17 protein-coding genes are annotated in these 17,505 nt (G+C 65.9%); 11 read left to right on the forward strand and 6 right to left on the reverse strand.

The annotated features are described in order from the left end of the window. Window positions 1-48 precede the first annotated feature (48 nt). From nrdG to AAHB08_RS03405, 3 genes are all read left to right on the forward strand, one after another. Window positions 49-564 (forward strand): anaerobic ribonucleoside-triphosphate reductase-activating protein, encoded by a 516-nt coding sequence (gene nrdG, locus AAHB08_RS03395; protein WP_342058104.1) that lies wholly within the window; start codon window positions 49-51, stop codon window positions 562-564. A 171-nt stretch (window positions 565-735) separates the two neighbouring features. Further along, window positions 736-906, forward strand: coding sequence for a YqaE/Pmp3 family membrane protein (locus AAHB08_RS03400; RefSeq protein ID WP_025327864.1), 171 nt, complete (start codon window positions 736-738; stop codon window positions 904-906). Between the two features lie 152 nt (window positions 907-1,058). Beyond that, entirely contained in the window at window positions 1,059-1,442 is a 384-nt protein-coding gene (locus AAHB08_RS03405) for an energy transducer TonB (RefSeq protein ID WP_342058105.1), read from the forward strand. A gap of 60 nt (window positions 1,443-1,502) precedes the next feature. On the opposite strand, the gene AAHB08_RS03410 is transcribed toward AAHB08_RS03405, so the two are convergent. From AAHB08_RS03410 to slyA, 4 genes are all read right to left on the reverse strand, one after another. Continuing rightward, entirely contained in the window at window positions 1,503-1,862 is a 360-nt protein-coding gene (locus AAHB08_RS03410) for an MliC family protein (protein ID WP_342058106.1), read from the reverse strand. Window positions 1,863-2,041: 179 nt separating this feature from the next. After that, window positions 2,042-3,070 carry a DUF2955 domain-containing protein gene (locus AAHB08_RS03415; RefSeq protein WP_319913184.1) on the reverse strand — a complete coding sequence of 343 codons (1,029 nt, stop codon included), beginning with the start codon at window positions 3,068-3,070 and terminating at the stop codon, window positions 2,042-2,044. A 10-nt stretch (window positions 3,071-3,080) separates the two neighbouring features. Continuing rightward, window positions 3,081-4,136, reverse strand: a complete 1,056-nt coding sequence (locus AAHB08_RS03420) for an HlyD family secretion protein (protein WP_202047145.1) — start codon at window positions 4,134-4,136, stop codon at window positions 3,081-3,083. Window position 4,137: 1 nt separating this feature from the next. After that, window positions 4,138-4,611 (reverse strand): transcriptional regulator SlyA, encoded by a 474-nt coding sequence (slyA, locus tag AAHB08_RS03425; protein ID WP_342058107.1) that lies wholly within the window; start codon window positions 4,609-4,611, stop codon window positions 4,138-4,140. Window positions 4,612-4,828: 217 nt separating this feature from the next. Here slyA and AAHB08_RS03430 point away from each other — a divergent pair, with 217 nt between their 5' ends. From AAHB08_RS03430 to AAHB08_RS03445, 4 genes are read left to right on the forward strand one after another with little or no spacing between them, the layout of a single operon-like run. Then, window positions 4,829-6,139 carry a 2-hydroxycarboxylate transporter family protein gene (locus tag AAHB08_RS03430; RefSeq protein ID WP_202046906.1) on the forward strand — a complete coding sequence of 437 codons (1,311 nt, stop codon included), beginning with the start codon at window positions 4,829-4,831 and terminating at the stop codon, window positions 6,137-6,139. Window positions 6,140-6,161: 22 nt separating this feature from the next. Continuing rightward, window positions 6,162-7,712: an NAD-dependent malic enzyme gene (locus tag AAHB08_RS03435; RefSeq protein WP_342058108.1), complete on the forward strand. Its 1,551-nt coding sequence runs from the start codon at window positions 6,162-6,164 to the stop codon at window positions 7,710-7,712. Window positions 7,713-7,729: 17 nt separating this feature from the next. Further along, window positions 7,730-9,295 carry an ATP-binding protein gene (locus tag AAHB08_RS03440; protein WP_265436846.1) on the forward strand — a complete coding sequence of 522 codons (1,566 nt, stop codon included), beginning with the start codon at window positions 7,730-7,732 and terminating at the stop codon, window positions 9,293-9,295. Window positions 9,296-9,298: 3 nt separating this feature from the next. Then, window positions 9,299-9,991, forward strand: a complete 693-nt coding sequence (locus tag AAHB08_RS03445) for a response regulator (RefSeq protein WP_005324712.1) — start codon at window positions 9,299-9,301, stop codon at window positions 9,989-9,991. 77 nt (window positions 9,992-10,068) lie between these two features. Here AAHB08_RS03445 and AAHB08_RS03450 read toward each other — a convergent pair whose 3' ends face one another. Continuing rightward, window positions 10,069-10,956 (reverse strand): DMT family transporter, encoded by an 888-nt coding sequence (locus AAHB08_RS03450; protein ID WP_342058109.1) that lies wholly within the window; start codon window positions 10,954-10,956, stop codon window positions 10,069-10,071. A gap of 96 nt (window positions 10,957-11,052) precedes the next feature. Between AAHB08_RS03450 and AAHB08_RS03455 the strand changes: the two genes are divergently transcribed. Next, a complete protein-coding gene (locus AAHB08_RS03455; protein ID WP_342058110.1) occupies window positions 11,053-11,847 on the forward strand; it encodes an AraC family transcriptional regulator in 795 nt (264 codons plus the stop codon). A 51-nt stretch (window positions 11,848-11,898) separates the two neighbouring features. Here the strand turns inward: AAHB08_RS03455 and exaC are convergent, their stop codons facing one another. Further along, window positions 11,899-13,416, reverse strand: a complete 1,518-nt coding sequence (exaC, locus tag AAHB08_RS03460) for an acetaldehyde dehydrogenase ExaC (protein ID WP_342058111.1) — start codon at window positions 13,414-13,416, stop codon at window positions 11,899-11,901. A gap of 236 nt (window positions 13,417-13,652) precedes the next feature. On the opposite strand from exaC, the gene AAHB08_RS03465 reads away from it, so the two are divergent. From AAHB08_RS03465 to AAHB08_RS03475, 3 genes are all read left to right on the forward strand, one after another. Further along, window positions 13,653-15,323 (forward strand): sigma-54-dependent Fis family transcriptional regulator, encoded by a 1,671-nt coding sequence (locus AAHB08_RS03465; protein WP_342058112.1) that lies wholly within the window; start codon window positions 13,653-13,655, stop codon window positions 15,321-15,323. A gap of 318 nt (window positions 15,324-15,641) precedes the next feature. Next, complete coding sequence (locus AAHB08_RS03470) at window positions 15,642-16,922, forward strand: GGDEF domain-containing protein (RefSeq protein ID WP_202046899.1); 1,281 nt, start codon at window positions 15,642-15,644, stop codon at window positions 16,920-16,922. 135 nt (window positions 16,923-17,057) lie between these two features. Further along, window positions 17,058-17,468 (forward strand): VOC family protein, encoded by a 411-nt coding sequence (locus AAHB08_RS03475; protein WP_202046898.1) that lies wholly within the window; start codon window positions 17,058-17,060, stop codon window positions 17,466-17,468. The last annotated feature ends 37 nt before the right edge of the window (window positions 17,469-17,505 follow it).

The following is a 17,505-nucleotide window of genomic DNA, read 5'->3' on the forward strand; positions in this document are numbered from 1 at the left end:
CCATTTTTATTGGCGAACCCAGCCCATGACGGGTTGAGGAGAGACGAGATGCACTACCACCAATACTACCCGGTCGATGTGGTGAACGGCCCAGGCACCCGGGCCACCCTGTTCGTCTCGGGCTGCGAGCACCAGTGCCCGGGCTGCTACAACCAGAGCACCTGGCGTCTCGATGGCGGCAAGCCGTTCGATGAGGCGATGAGCGATCGAGTCATCAGGGATCTCAAGGATTCACGCATCAAGCGGCGAGGTCTGTCGCTCTCGGGCGGCGATCCGCTCCACCCCGCCAACCTGTCCCAGGTGCTGACGCTGGTGAAACGGGTGCGGGCAGAGTGCCCCGGCAAGGACATCTGGTGCTGGACCGGTTATCTGCTTGGCGAGCTCACTCCAGCCCAGTGCGAGCTGGTCGCCCTGCTGGATGTGCTGGTGGACGGCAAGTTCGAAAAAGGGCTGGCGGACCCCGGCCTGCTCTGGCGCGGCAGCAGCAACCAGATCATTCACGACCTCAAGGCCTGGCGGGAGCGGGAGCATAAGAGCCGGATCCCCTGCCAGCTACTGGCCTGATCATTGCGCTTCCCGGGGGCTCGGTGCGCGCCAGCCACTGTCAGCTGAACCCTGGCTCAATCCCGGGCGAGAAAGGCGCGAAAGCTGTTCGCTGTGGTTTGCAGTTGTGGGCAAGGCTGTTTATGGTTAGCCCATCCGAATCACATGACATCTTTCATGAGGAACCATGAGATGAACAATTTGCTCAAGATCCTGCTGGCCATCTTCCTGCCGCCGGTCTGTGCCTTTATCCAGGTGGGGCTCAGCCTGCACTTCTTCATCAACATAGTGCTGACCCTGCTCGGCGGCCTGCCCGGCATGGTCCACGCGCTCTGGCTGGTGGTCAGCGACAAGCGCGCCTGAGTCATCCCCTTGCGAACAAGGCCAACCCCAGGGTTGGCCTTTTTATTGCCCGCGAGAGTGCCTGCCAGATGGGGACTTCCCGAATGAGCCTCACTGCCAGACACTGGCTGGCCGTTCAAGGAGCCGAGCGGTCACAGTACAAGGAGAGTTGAATGGGTTTGAAGCTAGTGCTGCTGGGGGGCGCCCTGATGCTGGGGGGCTGCGCCAGCCCCACCGCGAAGCTGAATCAGCCTCCGGTGGATATCGTCTGGGAAGACTTACCCAGATACTGGGTTCAGGTGGGGCAGATAGGCGACTTCAATCCGGTCGGTGGACTGCCCAAAGAGAGGCCGGTGAAGGGCTGCGTGACCCTTCGCTACCTCATCGATTCCAATGGCGATCTGTTCAGTCCCGAGGTGCTGGAATCCGAGCCCCCCGGCGTGCTGGATCTCATCGCCATCTCAGGGCTGGCGCAGGTGCGTTATCGGGTGTCCGAGCAGAATCCGCAAGCCATCCCGGTACGGGTTGTGGTCCGATATGACGTCGAAGTGAGATGACAAAGACCCCGGCCTTGGCCGGGGTCTTTGTCACTGCGGGAGCGCTGTTGCCTGCGGGGCTTATTGCTCCTTGCAGTCGTTGTAGCGGCTCTGCCACTCCCCGGCATCATCGCGCATCTCCACGAAGCCTTCCTTCCCCTTGTTCCACCAGACCACCTCGTGATCGTCGGTGTAGCGGGCGCCGGAGGCGGAGACCGCCTGGGGCAGGGTGTAATCCTTGCCATCGGGCAGGGCGAGCTTGACGAAGTTCAGGCTCTCGTCCGAGAGGGAGAAGTAGCGCACCTGCACCTTCTGGTTCTGCTCGCACAGATAGGTGACGGGATCGCCCCCTGTCACCCCCAGCTTGCTGGCCCCCAGATCGCAGCCGCCGAGCAGGATCATACCCCCCATCCCCAGTAGAAAGAGCTTGGCGTGTTTCATGTCGCATCCTTTGTCGGTGTCATATGGGATTGAGCCTAACAGGCTGGGGGATGAGTGCAACCTCATGGTGGGGGCCGTGCGTCGGGATGCGTCCGTCCCCTGTGCAACCGGCGGGCAAAAAAACGCCCCGCAGGGTTGCGGGGCGAAAGACAGCACATCCTTGGCCATTGGAAAGGGGATCAATAACCGAAACGGGTCGCCTCGAAACGGTTGAGCAGGCGGTGAATGAGGTAGCAGGCCAGCAGGGTGGCGACGATGGCAAAGAGGATGCTGCTCACCCGGTAGAGGGCGCTGAACACCAGATCGTTGCCCGGGGTCAGGTACTGGCCAAACAGGATGCCGAGGGTGGTGAGGGCGCCGAAGCCGACCCCGGAGCCGCTCGCCTCCTTCACATGGGCATGGCTGAACAGCATGGCCCCGAGCCAGAGCAGGGGGGTGACCAGCAGGAGCAGACCGGACCAGTCGTAGAGCACCAGCTGCCCCAGGATGCCGAAACTCACCCCCAGCAGGGTGCCCATGGCGCGCTTGCGGGCGTAGCTCAGGGCCCCGTCCCAGTGCATGGGGAAGAGCACCAGCAGTGTGGTCGCCTGGGCGGACATGGAGTCGCGCAGATCGAACAGCTGGAAGACCAGGAACGACAGGGTGGCGATGCTGGCGCCGAGCAGGGCCTCGTGGCGCATCCGGTGGGGCGCCTTGGGAGAGGGGGCGGGGGCGGGCCGGGGCTCTACGTCCGGGATCAGGGCCGTCATCAGGTAGGCGATGAGCACCGACAGGACGCTGGCCCAGAGGTTGCTGAAGATGAGATCGTTCAGATCTGTCCCGGGATAGCTGGCAAAGTGCAGCATGATGCTGAGGCTGAGCACGCCGTTGGCGCCAAACAGGAAGAGGCTGCCCCGGGACATGGCGGCGAAACGGTAGAGGAACAGCAGGAAGACGAGGGGGGTCATCAGTCCGGGATGACTGCCGAACAGGCCGCCCAGCAGGCCGACCTCCAGCCCGCACATGGCGGCCGAGGCGATGAGCTGGCGGGCGGCGTGGCCGTTCATCACGGGGATCATGCCGAGCAGCAGCACGGGGGTGACGGTGAAGAAGACCCCGTTGCTCCAGCCGAAAATCTTGCACAGTACAAACCCCAGGGTGCAGCCGAAGGCGATGCGCAGACACTGGCGCAGCTCGTTGGCGGTGAGGGGTCTGTGCCACAGGTTCATGGTCGTCATCTCAGTAGATGTAGTGCAGCAGGCTGAGCAGGCGGATCTGGCCGCGGGCAAAGAACGCGCTCAGGGCGTTGTCCGGCAGCAGCTGGACAGTGGCGCGGGCCCCGGCCGGCAGATGGGCGGGCAACTGATCCAGGGTCAGGTGCAGGCGCAGTCGCTGGGCATCCCGCACCCAGCGGTCGGACTCGATGGGGTTGGCCAAGAGGCCGTTGGCGTCGAACTGGCCGGCGCTGACCCCGGCGTCCAGGCTGGCGACCCGGGCCGGATAGAGGCGGCCTGGCTCGCCGTCGAAGGCGACCAGCGCGCGGCTTTCCGGGGTGATGTGGCGCAGGCTCTTCTCGCGAAAATCGGCGATCACGTCCACCTGCTCCGAGACCAGGGCCAGCAGGGGAGCGCCCGCTGTGGCCACGCTGCCCGGCTTGAGCTGCAGGTTGGTGATGATGCCATCCTGGCTCGCATGGACCTGGCTGTAGGTGAGGTTCAGCTCGGCCTGGGCGAGGCGGTTGCGCGCCTGGCGCAGCAGCAGATTGTCGTCACCGGCCAGGCCGCGGTTGACGCGAGCCTGCTCCATGCGGGCCTGGCTGGCCAGCAGGTTGGCACGGGCGGTGCGGGCGGCGCTGTCGGCGTCATCTTTCTGCTGCTCTGACACCATGTGGCGGCGATAGAGGGTATCGATGCGCTCGGCCTCCCGCTGTTTCTGGGCGGTCTGGGTCTGCAGCGAGCTGAAATCGGCGGCGGCGGCGTTCAGGGTTGCATCCAGCTGGCGATTCTGTTGCTCGGCCTGATCCAGGGCGAGTCTGGCCTGCTCGACCGCGAGTTCGAAGGGGGCCGGATCCAGCACGAACAGCAGATCCCCCTGTTTGACGTGCTGGTTGTTCACCACTGCGACCTCGACCACCTTGCCGCTGACCTGGGGCGCCATCTTGGTGACGACCCGGGTGGCCATGGCCTGGGGGGTGAGGGGCATCTTGATGTCGGCCAGCAGGAAGTAGCCGAACACCAGGACGAAGCAGGCCATGGCCCACTTGATCCAGCGCTTGAATTGTTGATCCGGGGTCATCTTATTCTCTCTCTTCATGCTGGGCACCGATCTTGCCGAGGGCGTTGGCGGAGATGCGGTGCACTATCTCTTCAAACTGGGCCAGCTCCTGCTGGCTGATGCCGGTGAGCAGCTCCCGGCGTATCTCCATGATGCGATCCTCGATCTTGTCGAGCAGCGCCTTGCCGGCCGGGGTCAGGGTGACGATGCGGGCGCGCTTGTCCTGGCTGCAGCAGTGGCGCACCACCAGTCCCTGCTCTTCCAGCTGACCCAGGGTGCGCATCAGGGAGGGCAGCTCTATCTCCAGCGCCTCGGCCAGGGTCTTCTGGCTGAGGTGGCCGCCGAGGCGACTCAGCTTCCAGAGCGCGGTCCAGCGCGGATGGGTCAACCCCAAGGGGGCCAGCTCGATATCGGCCACGGTGCGCCACAGTCGGTGCAATCGTCCGACTCGCTCGGCGAGGGAGAGCTCGCGCAACATCTCCAGATCCTTTTTCATGGCAGACACCTCATATACTTAGCCTGCTAAGCATTATATTTATTTAGCAGGCTAAGTAAAGCGTGATTCAGCTCACATTCAGTCTCGGGGCCGGGGACGCGGGGAGGGCGATGGTGCTTAAGGTTTCAATGTTTTTATATGGCTTTGCAGGGCCGCTAACCGACAGCAGAGGAGGGGATACGTAGAGTGGCGCCACACCACAAGCTGGAGCATAACAATGAAAAACCTCTCTACCTCCGAAGTACAGATGAAGGGCGCCTGGGGCGACCAGCAGATCGCCGGCATGCCCATGATGATCTTCCTCGGGCTCGCCACCTGCGTCCTCTACGCCGGCTGGAACGGCTCATTGCCACTCGGCATGGTCGGCGCCCTGGCGCTGATGTTCGTGCTCGGCACCCTGCTGAGCGAGCTGGGCGAGCGGATCCCCCCGATACGGGAGTACCTGGGGGGCGGCACCATACTCGCCATCTTCGGCGGCGCCGCCCTGTTCGAGTACAGGATACTGCCGGCCGAGGCGGGTGAGGTGATCACCCGCTTCATGAAGGAGGGGGGCTTTTTGAACTTCTTCATCGCCAGTCTGGTGACCGGCTCAGTGTTCGGCATGAGCGGCGCCCTGCTGAAAAACGCCGCCATGCGCTACCTGCCGGTGATCCTGGGAGGCGTGGCGCTGGCGCTGCTGAGCGTCGGCCTGGTCGGCTCCCTGATGGGGTACGGCTTCAAGAATGCGGTGCTGCTCATCGGCCTGCCCATCATGGGGGGCGGCATGGGCGCCGGCGCCGTGCCGCTGGTGGAGATCCTCTCCGGCCCCTTGCAGATGTCCAGCGCCGACCTGCTGTCGCGCATGGTGCCCGCCGTGGTGATCGCCAACACCCTGGCCATACTGGTGGGCTCCCTGCTGGCGCGCCTCGGTCGCCGCTACCCCTCCCTGACCGGCAACGGCAAGCTGATGGTCAAGGAAAACAGCCAGAGCGTCGCCGACGAGCAGGCCGAGGCGCCGACCCTGCAGAGCCTGGGGCTCGGCCTCTTCATCAGCTCCAGCATGTTCGTGCTGGGCTCCTTGCTCGGCAACTTCATCCCCATGCACCCCTTCGCCCTGATGATACTGGCGGTGGCCTTCATCAAGGTGAGCGGTGTATTGCCGCGCCGCTACGAGCAGGCGGCCGCCGACTGGTACCAGTTCGTGGTAAGCAACCTCACCCCCTCCCTGCTGGTGGGCATAGGGGTGGCCTACACCAGCATCCCCGAGCTCATCGGCGCCTTCTCGGTCAACTACTTCATCATGGTGCTGACCACAGTGGTGGGCGGCGCCCTGGGGGCGGCCCTGGTGGGGCGCATGATAGGTTTTTATCCCATAGAGGCGGCCATCACCGGCGGCCTGTGCATGGCCAACATGGGGGGCACAGGTGACGTGGCCGTGCTGTCGGCAGCCCAGCGCATGAAGCTGATGCCCTTCGCCCAGATCTCCTCTCGCCTCGGCGGGGCCGTGATGCTGATCCTGGCCACCGCCCTCATCTCTCTGCTCGCGTGACGACCGGATACAGGAAAACGACATGAACGACATCATGATGGGCACCAGCCTGCCCTATGCCGAACGCAAGCGTCAGGGACTGATGGGGCGCATGCCCCACAAGGAGGAGTCCCTCTCCCAGCAGCGCCGCCGCATCTACCGCCTGGTCTCGGCCATGCAGAGCCCCTTCGACCAGCACCTGCTGCTGCGCCAGTTGCAGGAGGACAACCCTGTGCTGTTTTACGATCTGGTGCGCCACCACCTGCCGGAGCTCTTGCCCATCATCTACACCCCTGTGGTGGGGGAGGCCTGTCAGCGCCACAGCGATCTCTACCTGCGCAGCCACGGTCTCTACCTCTCCTGGCACGACAGGGACGAGCTGGACGCCATCTTCGCCGCGGTGGAGCAGGAGGTGGACGTCATCGTCATCTCCGACGGGGAGCGGGTGCTGGGGCTCGGCGATCTCGGCATCGGCGGCATGGGGATCTGCATCGGCAAGCTGGCGCTCTACAGCGCCGCCGGTGGCATCAACCCGGCGCGCACCCTGCCCCTGTGCGTGGACGTGGGCACCAACAACCCGGCCCTGCTGGAGGATGACTCCTACCTCGGCTGGCAGGCCCCGCGCATCGACGGCGAGACCTACTACAGCTTCATGGACAAGGTGGTGGCGGCCATTCGCACGCGCTGGCCCCAGGTGGTGCTGCAGTTCGAGGACTTCGCCGGCAAGCATGCCGCCAACCTCCTGGCCCGCTACCGGGACGAGCTGTGCATGTTCAACGACGACATCCAGGGCACGGCGGCGGTCGCCTCCGCCTGCGTGCTGGCAGGCTTGCAACAGGCGGGCAGCACACTCGCCGATACCCCTGTGCTCATCGTCGGGGCTGGCTCGGCGGGCTGCGGCATCGCCGCCATGCTGGCCCAACTGGCGGGCGGCCCGGAGCGGGTGCAGCTGTTCGATCAGGATGGGTTGGTCTGCCTGGATCGCGCCAACCTGACGCCGTCCCAGCGGCCGTTTGCCCGTCCGCCACAAGAGGCCTGTGCCGAGCTGTCTGCGCTCATTGAGCGGCTGCGCCCCGGGGTGCTGATCGGGGTGAGCGGCCAGGGGGGCCTGTTCGACGAGGCGGTACTGACGGCCATGGGGGAGGCGTGCGAGCGCCCTGTGATACTGCCCCTCTCCAACCCGACCCGCAGCGCCGAGGCGACCCCGGAGCAGGTGTGGCGGGCGACCGAAGGGCGCGCCCTGCTCGCCACCGGCAGCCCCTTCGCCCCGGTCGAGGTAGGGGGAGAGGCGCGGGTGGTCTCCCAGTGCAACAACGTCTATGTGTTCCCGGGCATTGGCCTCGGGGCCTGCGCGGTCAAGGCGCGGCGCATCAGCGATGGCATGCTGCAGGCGGCGGTGCGGGCGGTGGGGGCCTATCAGCTGGCGGAGGGGCGACTGCTGCCCCCCATAGAGGAGGTGGGGGAGGTGGCCCGCGCCGTCGCCAGGGCAGTGGCCCTGACCGCCCGCGAGGAGGGGCTGGCGGATTTTGACGGTGATCCCGCGCCGCTTATTGACCAGACCTGGTGGCGCCCGCACTATTGGTCCGCCTCCTGACGTTGCAAGGTGAATCGATGAAACTGCGCCACCAACTGGTCACCCTCTCCCTCGGGCTGTCACTGCTGCTGATCCTGATCCTGGGGGGCCTGCTCGCCCTCTTCATCCGCCACCTGCTGGAGAGCAACCTGGAGGAGAAGGGGAGCGATCTGGCCCGGGTGCTGGCGGCGGACAGCCGGGTGGTGCAGGCCCTGCAGCAGGGCAGGGATCCCGGCCTGCGGGACTATGTGCAGGGGATCTGCAGCCGCACCGATGCCGCCTACATGGTGGTGACCGACGAGCATGCCCGCCGCCTGAGCCACCCCTCCCCCGAGCTGGTCGGCGCGACCTTCCGTGGCGAGGACATCTGGCCGGCGATCCACGAGCGGCGCAGTTACTGCTCCAGGGACGCGGGCACGCTCGGCCCGGCCATCCGCTGCTTCTCGCCTGTGATAGGGGCGGACGGGCGCGCCATAGGCGCGGTGGCGGTGGGCTACCTGATGCGCACGGTGGAGGGCATCTATCTGGAGCGGATCGCCCTGCTCATCAGCGCCATCGGCGCCGTGCTGGGCTGCGGTCTGCTGCTGGCGTTCTGGTTGCAGCACCGGCTGCGGCGCACCCTGCTGGATCTGGAGCCGGAGACCATAGTCAACCGCTTCGCCCAGCAGGATCTGGTGCTGGAGAGCATCTCGGAGGGGATAGTGGCCCTCGATGGCAACCATCGCATCAAGATGCTCAACAGCGCGGCCTTCTACCAGTTGCGGCTGCCGGGCACCGGTCGCCACGCCCTGCTGGGGCACTCCCTGGCCGAGCTGGCCCCCGGCCTGCTGCCCGCCCTGGAGCAGGAGGGGGGCGTCAATTTCACCGTGCAGGGGGAGGCCTTCGTCGGCCACTGGCAGGAGCTCGGCGGCCGCGAGCCGGGGCGCATGCTGATCTTCAGCCGGCCGGACGGCACTGGCAGCCTCGGCATGCAGGTGACCCACCTGCGCCAGTATGCCGAGATGCTGCGCATTCAGACCCACGAGTTTGCCAACAAGCTGAGCAGCCTCTCTGGCCTGTTGCAGCTCGGTCACGTGGATCAGGCGGTGGAGCTCATCCAGCAGGAGAACGAGGCCTGCCAGACCATGCTGCAGGATCTGCTGCGCTCCATCGAGAACAAGCCGGTGGCCGGCCTCATCCTCGGCAAGTTCAGCCGGGCGCGGGAGCTCGGGGTCGAGCTGGTGCTGGATCCCGGCTCGGCGCTCGGGGAGTACCCGGCCGAGGTGTCGGCGGATCTCATCACCTGCATCGGCAACCTGTTGGACAATGGCATCAGGGCCGCCTGGGCGAACCGCCAGCGGTGCGCCCCCCGGGTGCTCATCTCGGTGGATGACTTCGGGCGCCGGCTGGTGATCGAGGTGGAGGACAGTGGCGAGGGGGTAGACGAGGCGCTGGCGGATCACCTGTTCGACTATGGGGTCAGCCGCCAGACCGGGGATCACGGGGTCGGCCTCTTCCTGGTCAAGAAGACGGTGGCTCGCCGTGGGGGTGTGATAGAATGGCGCCGCACCGCCGAACAGACCACCTTGTTCGGTATCTATTTGAATAAAAACCAATTGGTGTGAGTCATGAAGCCAATCTTCACTCTTGTTATCGAGGACGACGAGCGGATCGGCGCCATCCTGGCCGAGCTTATCTCCTCGACCCCGGGCTACTCCCTGCTGGGGCGGGCCGAAAGCCTGGCCCAGGCCGATCTCATGATGCGTGCCACCGAACCCCAGTTGCTGGTGGTGGACATCTCCCTGCCAGACGGCTCGGGCCTGGAGTGGGTGAACCGGCTGCGCAGCCACAACCGGGAGGTGCTGGTGGTCATGGTGACCGCCTCCTGCGACGTGGAGACCATACAGCAGGCCCTGAATCTAGGGGTGCAGGACTACATCATCAAGCCGCTGCGGCTGTTTCGCATCCAGCAGAGCCTGGACGAGATCCTGACCCTGCATCGCCGCCTGTGCGAGCGCGGCCTGCTGGAGCAGAGCGATCTCGACCGCCTGATGGGCAAGGGGCGCATTCAGCCGAGGGAGGTGCGCGACACCCCCAAGGGCATAGACGCCATCACCTTGCGCCAGGTGCTGGAGCTGCTGGCGGGGGAGCCGGACACCGCCTTCTCCACCGATACGGTGGCGCTGCGGTTGTCGCTTAGCCGCACCACGGCGCGCCGTTACCTGGAGTTTCTGGAGTCCGAAGACAAGCTGGACGTGGATCTCAACTACGGCCAGCGCGGCCGCCCTGAGCGCCGCTACCACTGGCGCCGCAGCAGCTGAGGTGGTGCTAACCCGCAGATAAAAGAAGGGAGCCTGAGGCTCCCTTCTTTTATCTCGCCAGAGCGGCGTTCGCAAGCTTATGCCCCTTCGGGCAGAGGGCGGCGAAGCCTTGGCTTGAACTGGGAGATCATGACGCCGGTCAGGATCAGGCCGCCGCCCAGCAGGTGATAGCCGTGGATGGGCTCACCCAGGGAGATGACGGCGATCAGCGCCGTGCACAGGGGCATCAGATTCATGAACACAGAGGTGCGCTCCGCCCCCAGGTTGGCCAGGCCGCGCATCCAGCAGTAGGCCGCCAGCAGGGAGGAGGCGAGCCCGGCGAACAGCACCAGACCCCAGCCTTCGGCAGGCACCGCCAGGGAGTCTGCACTCAGGGCGACCGGGATCAGCAGCAGCACCGCCAGCAGGATCTGCAGATAGAGGTTGAGCCAGGGGCCGAACGGCAGTTGCCAGCGGCGGATCAGCAGGCCATAGAGCGCATAGCTGGCGGAGCCGAGCAGCATGAGGCCATCCCCCGGATTGATGCCGTCGTGCAGCAGGGCCAGGGGGTTGCCCTTGCCGAGCAGCCAGAGCACCCCGAACAGGGAGAGGCTCATGCCGAGCAGCGCCTGCTTGCCCGGGCGCTGGCCGAAGAAGAGGGCACTCTGCAGCAGGGTCAGCAGCGGGATGAGGGAGCCGATGACCCCCATGTTGGTGGCCGAGGTGCTGTGGGCGGCGTAGTAGGCCAGACACTGGTAGAGCACCATGCCAAGGGCTGCCAGCACCAGCAGCTTGCCGAGCCAGGGGCGGAGATCGCACCGGCGGCGCCACAGTTGCGGCAGGCAGAAGGGGGAGAGCGCCAGGGCGGCGATGACCCAGCGGTAGAAGGAGATGGCGGCGGGATCCAGCACGCCGGCGGCGGCCTTGGAGACCACGGTATTGGCGGCCCAGATCAGGATGGCGAGCAGGGGAAAGAGAAAGGGCATAGGCACTCCTTGATACGATGGGGAGAGTCTAGCCTTGTCTTGAACGATGCAAGTAGCGTAAATAAGACATGACATAACCGCTTTGGGACAATCTTCATGGGCAGCCTCACCCTGGCCGAGCAGGATCGCCTGCTGGCCGACCCCAACCCCCTCTATTTTCGCTACAGCCAGATCCAGGGGGGCAACGCCTGCGCCGAGCACGCCCACCCCTGGGGCCAGCTCAGCCTCATCAGCCTGGGGGTCATGGTGGTGGAGGTCGGGGGAGAGCGGCTGGTGGCGCCCCCGGACTACCTCATCTGGGTGCCGGCCAACCTGCCCCACAGCGCCTTCAACGAGCAGACCCTGGACTACACCTCCATCTACGTGAGCCACGCGCTGGCCCCGCGCCTGCCTAGGGAACCCCAGCTGCTGGCGTTGACTCCCTTGCTGCGCGCCCTGCTGGAGGACTTTACCCAGCGCCGGGTCGGCCATCTGGAAGACGAGTGGGACGCGCGCCAGGGGGAGCTTTTCATCGAGAAGCTGGCCCGCACCCGCTGCCAGCCAAGCTACCTGCCCCAGAGTCGCGACCGCCTGCTGGCACCGCTGCTGGCCGCCCTGCAGGCGTCCCCCGAGGACAACCGCACCTTGGCCGAGTGGGCCAGGGTGTTGCACACCACCGAGCGCACCCTGGCGCGGCGCTGCCAGAAGGAGCTCGGCATGAGCCTCGGGCAGTGGCGCACCCGACTGCGGCTGGTGAAGGCGCTGGACTGGCTGCGGGGGGAGATACCGGTGCAGGAGATAGCCTGGCGCCTCGGTTACACCTCCACCTCCGCCTTCATCGCCATGTTCCAGCGGGAGCAGGGGTGCGCCCCCCAGCGTTATCGCCAGCAGTTGGGCCAACCCGTGGCCTGAGCTGCATGAAAAAGGGCGCCCGCAGGCGCCCTTGTGGATCACGGGATGGGCTTAGAAGAAGCCGAGGGGGTTGATGTCGTGGCTCACCAGCAGGTTCTTGGTGTTCTGGTAGTGGTCCAGCATCATCTTGTGGGTCTCGCGGCCTATCCCTGACTTCTTGTAGCCGCCGAAGGCCGCGTGGGCCGGGTAGGCGTGGTAGCAGTTGACCCAGACCCGGCCGGCCTGGATGCCGCGCCCCATGCGCCAGGCCAGGTTGCTGTCCCGGGTCCAGAGGCCCGCCCCCAGCCCGTACTGGGTGTCGTTGGCAATGGCCAGGGCATCCGCCTCGTCCTTGAAGGTGGTGACCCCGAGGGCCGGCCCGAAGATCTCCTCCTGGAACACCCGCATCTTGTTCTGGCCCGAGAAGATGGTGGGCTGAATATAGAAGCCCCCCTCCAGGCCATTCACAGTGGCCGGGCCGCCGCCGATCAGCATCCTGGCCCCTTCGCCGCGGCCAATCTCCATGTAGCTCAGGATCTTGTCGAACTGCTCGCGGGACGCCTGGGCGCCGACCTGGGTGGCGGTGTCCAGGGGGTTGCCCTGCACTATGGTGCGGGCGCGGGCCAGCACACGGTCCATGAAGTCGTCATAGATGCTTGCCTGCACCAGGGCGCGGGAGGGGCAGGTGCACACCTCCCCCTGGTTGAAGAAGGTCATCAGCATCCCTTCCACCGCCTTGTCGATGTAGCTGCTCTCGTGTTGCATCACGTCGGCGAAGTAGATGTTGGGGGACTTGCCGCCCAGCTCGACGGTGGAGGGGATCAGTTTGTCGGCGGCGCAGCGCAGTATATGGGCGCCAATTTCGGTCGAACCGGTGAAGGCGAGCTTCTGGATCCGGTCGCTGGTGGCCAGCGCCTGGCCCGCCTCGGCGCCGAAGCCGTTGACCACGTTGACCACGCCGGGAGGCAATATGTCCTTGATGAGATCCATCAGCAGCATGATGGTGACCGGGGTCTGCTCGGCGGGCTTGAGCACGCTGCAGCAGCCGGCCGCCAGCACCGGGGCCAGCTTCCAGGCCGCCATCAGCAGCGGGAAGTTCCAGGGGATGATCTGGCCGACCACCCCGATGGGCTCCTTGAAGTGGTAGCTGACGGTGTTCTGATCCAGCTCGGCGGCAGAGCCCTCCTGGGCGCGGATGCAGCCGGCGAAGTAGCGGAAGTGATCCACCACCAGTGGCAGGTCGGCGGCCAGGGTCTCGCGCACCGCCTTGCCGTTCTCCCAGGTCTCGGCGATGGCGAGCACCTCGATGTTCTGCTCGATGCGATCGGCGATGCGCAGCAGCAGGTTGCTGCGCTCGGTGACGCTGGTCTTGCTCCAGCTGGCGAACGCCTTGTGGGCGGCGTCCAGTGCCAGCTCGATGTCGGCGGCGTCGGAGCGGGCCACTTCGCAGAACACCCGGCCATCCACCGGCGAGACGTTCTCGAAATAGCGGCCAGCGCGCGGCGCCACCCAGTCGCCACCGATGAAGTTGTCGTAACGGGACTTGAAGCTGACCAGGGCACCTGCCTGACCGGGAGCGGTATAAATCATCTCATCATCCTTATGTGTGTGTGGTCCTGACCGGCCTGGCGGGCAGTCCGGTTGCTTCTCTGTATCGCAAGGGTCGTGCCAGAGGGTCTGACCAGAGGGCGAAAAGTTACAAAAACGTTATCAAATGGGGTGCGGCGGCGTATCTTGATTAACAAGTGACCGCGGCGGTGCCGATGAGACTGTGCCGTTTCTGGACAGTGACCGTGACACTGTGCCCTTTGTGAACAGGAGGCGTGATGAGCGAGTTACCTCAATCCAGTCCCAGTCCCAGCCCGATCCAACGCTCCTGGCAGCGCTGCCTGCATCAGGGCCTGCTCCGCCAGCAGAGCGCCGAGCTGGATCTGCTGCCCCAGGGGGAGCTGTCGGCCCGCCAGGAGCAACACAGAACCCTTATCACCTGCTTTCAGCGCTTCGTGTTGCCGCTGTTTGCCCAGTTGCTGGCGGGCAGGCCCTGTCGCCTGCTGCTGTGTGACGGTGAGGGGGCCATTCTGGCCGCCAGCGGGGACGACGGCTTTGCCCGCCACGCCGAGCGGATCTTCCTGCGCAGCGGCGCCCGCTGGGGGGAGGCGAGCAAGGGCACCAACGCCATCGGTACAGCGCTGGCCGAACAGAGCGAGGTGCAGGTGCTGGGGGCCCAGCACTTCTTCGCCCAGCACAGCTTCCTCAGTTGCAGCGCCTGCCCCCTGCTCGGGCCGGACGGGCAACTGCTGGGGGTGCTCGACATCTCCACCGATGCGGCCCACCACGATGGCGACATGCTGGGCACGGTGCGGCTCCTGGCCATGACCTTGGAAAACGCCCTGCTGGCGCGCCAGCCGGGCTGGCTGGTGGATCTCGATCCCCAGAGTCTCTGGTCTGCCCGCCTGCTGCTGGGGGAGGGGGGCGAGCTGCTCGGGGCCAACCGGGCCGGACGGCTCTGGCTAGGCCAGCACCCGTTTGACGGCAAGCAGCTGCTGCGGGATCGGCGCGGATTGCGGCTGGTGCCCGATCCCGTGGTGATTAAAACCGAAACCCAGTCCCTGCCGGCAACGCCGCCCGCCACCGCCGGGGTGCCTCTCAAGATGCTGGAGCGGGGCATCTCCCTGCTCATCGAGGGGGAGACCGGCAGCGGCAAGGAGCACCTGGTGCGCGTCCTGCACCGAGGGTCGAGCCGACGGGACAAGCCCCTGGTGTGCGTCAACTGCGGCGCCCTGCCCGCCGATCTGGTGGAGGCCGAGCTGTTTGGCTACGTGGGCGGGGCCTTCAGCGGCGCCCGCAGCCAGGGCAGCCAGGGTTATCTGCGCGCCGCCCATGGGGGCATCCTGATGCTGGACGAGATCGGCGAGCTGCCGCTCCCGGCCCAGACCCGGCTGCTGCGGGTGCTGCAGGAGCGCGCCGTCACCCCGGTGGGCAGCCACAGACCTGAGCCGGTGGACTTCTGGCTGGTGAGCGCCAGCCACCGGGATCTGGCGGCCATGGTGGCGGCCGGTACCTTCCGCGAAGATCTCTACTACCGCATCTGCGGCTGGCGCCAGCAGTTGGCGCCGCTGCGGCAGTGGCCGGTCCGCGAGCGGCAGGAGCTGATCTCGCGCCTGCTCGACGAGATGGACCCGGCCCTGCAACTGACGCCGCAGGCGGAGCAACAGCTGCTGGCCCATCCCCTGCCCGGCAACGTGCGTCAGCTCAAGCAGGCGCTGGAGGTGGCCTGCGTGCTGGCGGAAGGGCAGGGCTGGATTGACCCCGCCCATCTGCACCTGCCCGAGGTGGCCACCATGCCGGCTCCCCGGGGCACCACCACCTTGCGCGAGCAGAGCCGGCTGCGGGTGCAGCAGACCCTGACGGAGTGTGGTGGCAACGTGAGCGAGGCGGCGCGCCGGCTCGGCATCAGCCGCACCACCCTCTATCGGGCGCTGCGGGAAGAGGGCTAGGGGGTGTTGCCGTACCGCTTGCTTGTGTAGACTGGGGCTCTGCGATGATTTTTCTCTATTTTTCCATGGCATGGAGCGCTCAGTGGTGAAAGGAATGATGACATCGGGAACCCGCTTCCCCAGGAGCTGGCGTCCGCCTCTTGCGGTGCAATGCCGACAGGATTCAGCCCGGCGGATGGCAGGCGACGCCCTGCGCGCGGGCTGAGCCGACCAATGCCCCTGCGCCCACGAGGGCGTGTGTAATAACCTTGGATCTGGATCAGCACGGTGCGGAATTCCAAGGTGTAGAGTAAAAGCTCTTTTTCAGGTGTGATCGCCATGACCCCATCCTATTCCCGCGTGACCAATATGTTGTTCTGGAGCCTGCTGCTCGGCAGCCTGCTGGCCATCCTGGTGTTCGAGTTCGGGCCAGAGCAGCGGCTGGACATACTGAGTCAGGCCAGCATAGCCGCCAGGGCCCAGGATGACCGCGCCCATGGGGGCCAATCGGTCACCACGCTGATCGCCGGGGGCGACAAGCCGGCCATCGACTGCAAGCTGCGCGCGGGCCACAGCTCCCCCTTCTGTGAGCTGATCCTGACCCTGTCTGCCCCCGAGTGGGGGCTGGATCTCTCCCACTTCAGCGGCGTGCGGGTCAAGCTGAGGGTGGAGGGGGGCGAACCGCAGAGCTGGCGCCTCTATCTACGCAACTATGATCCCGCCTACTCGATAGCCGGGGACGAGATCTCCCACAAGTTCAACGAGGTACTCTTTCGTCCCGACGATTACGGCCGCATCCAGGACATCCCCCTCAAGGTGTTTGCCCCCAGCTCCTGGTGGGTGCAGCAGTACCGGATCCCGCTGGCGCAGCAGGGGACGGATCTGCACCATGTCTATGCCATCGAGCTTGCCACCGACGACAGGATGCAGCCTGGGGACTACAGGTTGATCCTGGATAAGCTGGAGTTCTATGGCCGCTGGGGCAAGCCGGGGGACTTCTACCGCCAGCTGCTGCTGGGCTGGCTGGTATACGGAATACTGCTGTTTCTGACCCAGTACCTGCTGATGGGAGACAAGCTGCGCAAGGCCCGCGAGGCGCGGCTGGCGGCGGAGGCGCTCAGCCAGAGCCTGTGCGAGCAGTACCGCCGCACCGAGGAGGAGGCCCGCTACGATCCCCTGACCGGGGCCCTCAACCGGCTCGGTGGCGAGAAGCTCTTGAGCGAGCTGGGGGAGATGCCGCTCTCCTTCATCTACATCGACATCGATCACTTCAAGGGGGTCAACGATACCCACGGCCACCCCATGGGGGACGAGGTGCTCAAGCACATGGTGAGCGAGCTGCTGCGCCACTGTGACAGCCTGTGCCGCCTGGTGCGCTGGGGGGGAGAGGAGTTCGTGCTGGTCTGCCTGCACCATGAGCAGGCGAGGGCCGAGAGGCTGGCCGAGCGGCTGAGGGGGGCGCTGGAAGCCTACAGGGAGTGGCCCCTGGGGCTCAGGATCACCGCCTCCTTCGGGGTGGCAGAGCGGCGCGGGGACTCCCTTGAGCTGACCCTCAAGCGGGCGGACGAGGCGCTCTATCAGGCCAAAGAGCGGGGTCGCAACCGGGTCGAGGTGGGCTAGGGCGCAGGACTGCCAACCGGCGCAGTGCCTTGCCTTCGTGCAGGTGATTGCGGCTGGAGCACTGGCCTTGCAGCCGTTATGATGCGCTCCAGCCGGGGCTTGGCCCCCTTCACTCATCCATCGAGGAGTATCTCCATGTCACAACACCTGGGCGCCTTGGCCCTGCTGGTGGCCGATTATGACGAGGCCATCGCCTTCTTCACCCAGGGGCTGGGGTTCGCGCTGCTCGAAGACACGCCCCTCGACGAGCCGGGCAAACCGGGCAAGCGCTGGGTGCGGGTCGCTCCGCAAGGCGCTCCCGGCTCTGCCCTGCTGCTGGCCCGTGCGGCCACCCCCGAACAGCAGGCCGCCATCGGGCGGCAGGGAGGAGGCCGGGTCTTCCTGTTCCTCGAGACAGACGACTTCTGGGGGGATTACCAGCGCATGCAGGCGTACGGTGTCCATTTTTGTGAACAGCCCCGCCAGGAGCCCTATGGCACAGTGGTGGTGTTCGAGGACATCAGTGGTAACCGCTGGGACCTGCTGCAACTCGCTGCTGCCAGTTGAATCTGAAAACGTTTATCATCCGGCCTGTCATAAAGTC

It is taken from the genome of Aeromonas sp. OTU364 (assembly GCF_038440395.1).
Classification (GTDB): Bacteria; Pseudomonadota; Gammaproteobacteria; order Enterobacterales; family Aeromonadaceae; genus Aeromonas.

Coding starts and splice junctions, on each gene's coding strand:
- nrdG (WP_342058104.1), top strand. CDS start 49: ATGCACTACCACCAATACTACCCGGTCGATGTGGTGAACGGCCCAGGC.
- AAHB08_RS03400 (WP_025327864.1), top strand. CDS start 736: ATGAACAATTTGCTCAAGATCCTGCTGGCCATCTTCCTGCCGCCGGTC.
- AAHB08_RS03405 (WP_342058105.1), top strand. CDS start 1,059: ATGGGTTTGAAGCTAGTGCTGCTGGGGGGCGCCCTGATGCTGGGGGGC.
- AAHB08_RS03410 (WP_342058106.1), bottom strand. CDS start 1,862: ATGAAACACGCCAAGCTCTTTCTACTGGGGATGGGGGGTATGATCCTG.
- AAHB08_RS03415 (WP_319913184.1), bottom strand. CDS start 3,070: ATGAACCTGTGGCACAGACCCCTCACCGCCAACGAGCTGCGCCAGTGT.
- AAHB08_RS03420 (WP_202047145.1), bottom strand. CDS start 4,136: ATGACCCCGGATCAACAATTCAAGCGCTGGATCAAGTGGGCCATGGCC.
- slyA (WP_342058107.1), bottom strand. CDS start 4,611: ATGAAAAAGGATCTGGAGATGTTGCGCGAGCTCTCCCTCGCCGAGCGA.
- AAHB08_RS03430 (WP_202046906.1), top strand. CDS start 4,829: ATGAAAAACCTCTCTACCTCCGAAGTACAGATGAAGGGCGCCTGGGGC.
- AAHB08_RS03435 (WP_342058108.1), top strand. CDS start 6,162: ATGAACGACATCATGATGGGCACCAGCCTGCCCTATGCCGAACGCAAG.
- AAHB08_RS03440 (WP_265436846.1), top strand. CDS start 7,730: ATGAAACTGCGCCACCAACTGGTCACCCTCTCCCTCGGGCTGTCACTG.
- AAHB08_RS03445 (WP_005324712.1), top strand. CDS start 9,299: ATGAAGCCAATCTTCACTCTTGTTATCGAGGACGACGAGCGGATCGGC.
- AAHB08_RS03450 (WP_342058109.1), bottom strand. CDS start 10,956: ATGCCCTTTCTCTTTCCCCTGCTCGCCATCCTGATCTGGGCCGCCAAT.
- AAHB08_RS03455 (WP_342058110.1), top strand. CDS start 11,053: ATGGGCAGCCTCACCCTGGCCGAGCAGGATCGCCTGCTGGCCGACCCC.
- exaC (WP_342058111.1), bottom strand. CDS start 13,416: ATGATTTATACCGCTCCCGGTCAGGCAGGTGCCCTGGTCAGCTTCAAG.
- AAHB08_RS03465 (WP_342058112.1), top strand. CDS start 13,653: ATGAGCGAGTTACCTCAATCCAGTCCCAGTCCCAGCCCGATCCAACGC.
- AAHB08_RS03470 (WP_202046899.1), top strand. CDS start 15,642: ATGACCCCATCCTATTCCCGCGTGACCAATATGTTGTTCTGGAGCCTG.
- AAHB08_RS03475 (WP_202046898.1), top strand. CDS start 17,058: ATGTCACAACACCTGGGCGCCTTGGCCCTGCTGGTGGCCGATTATGAC.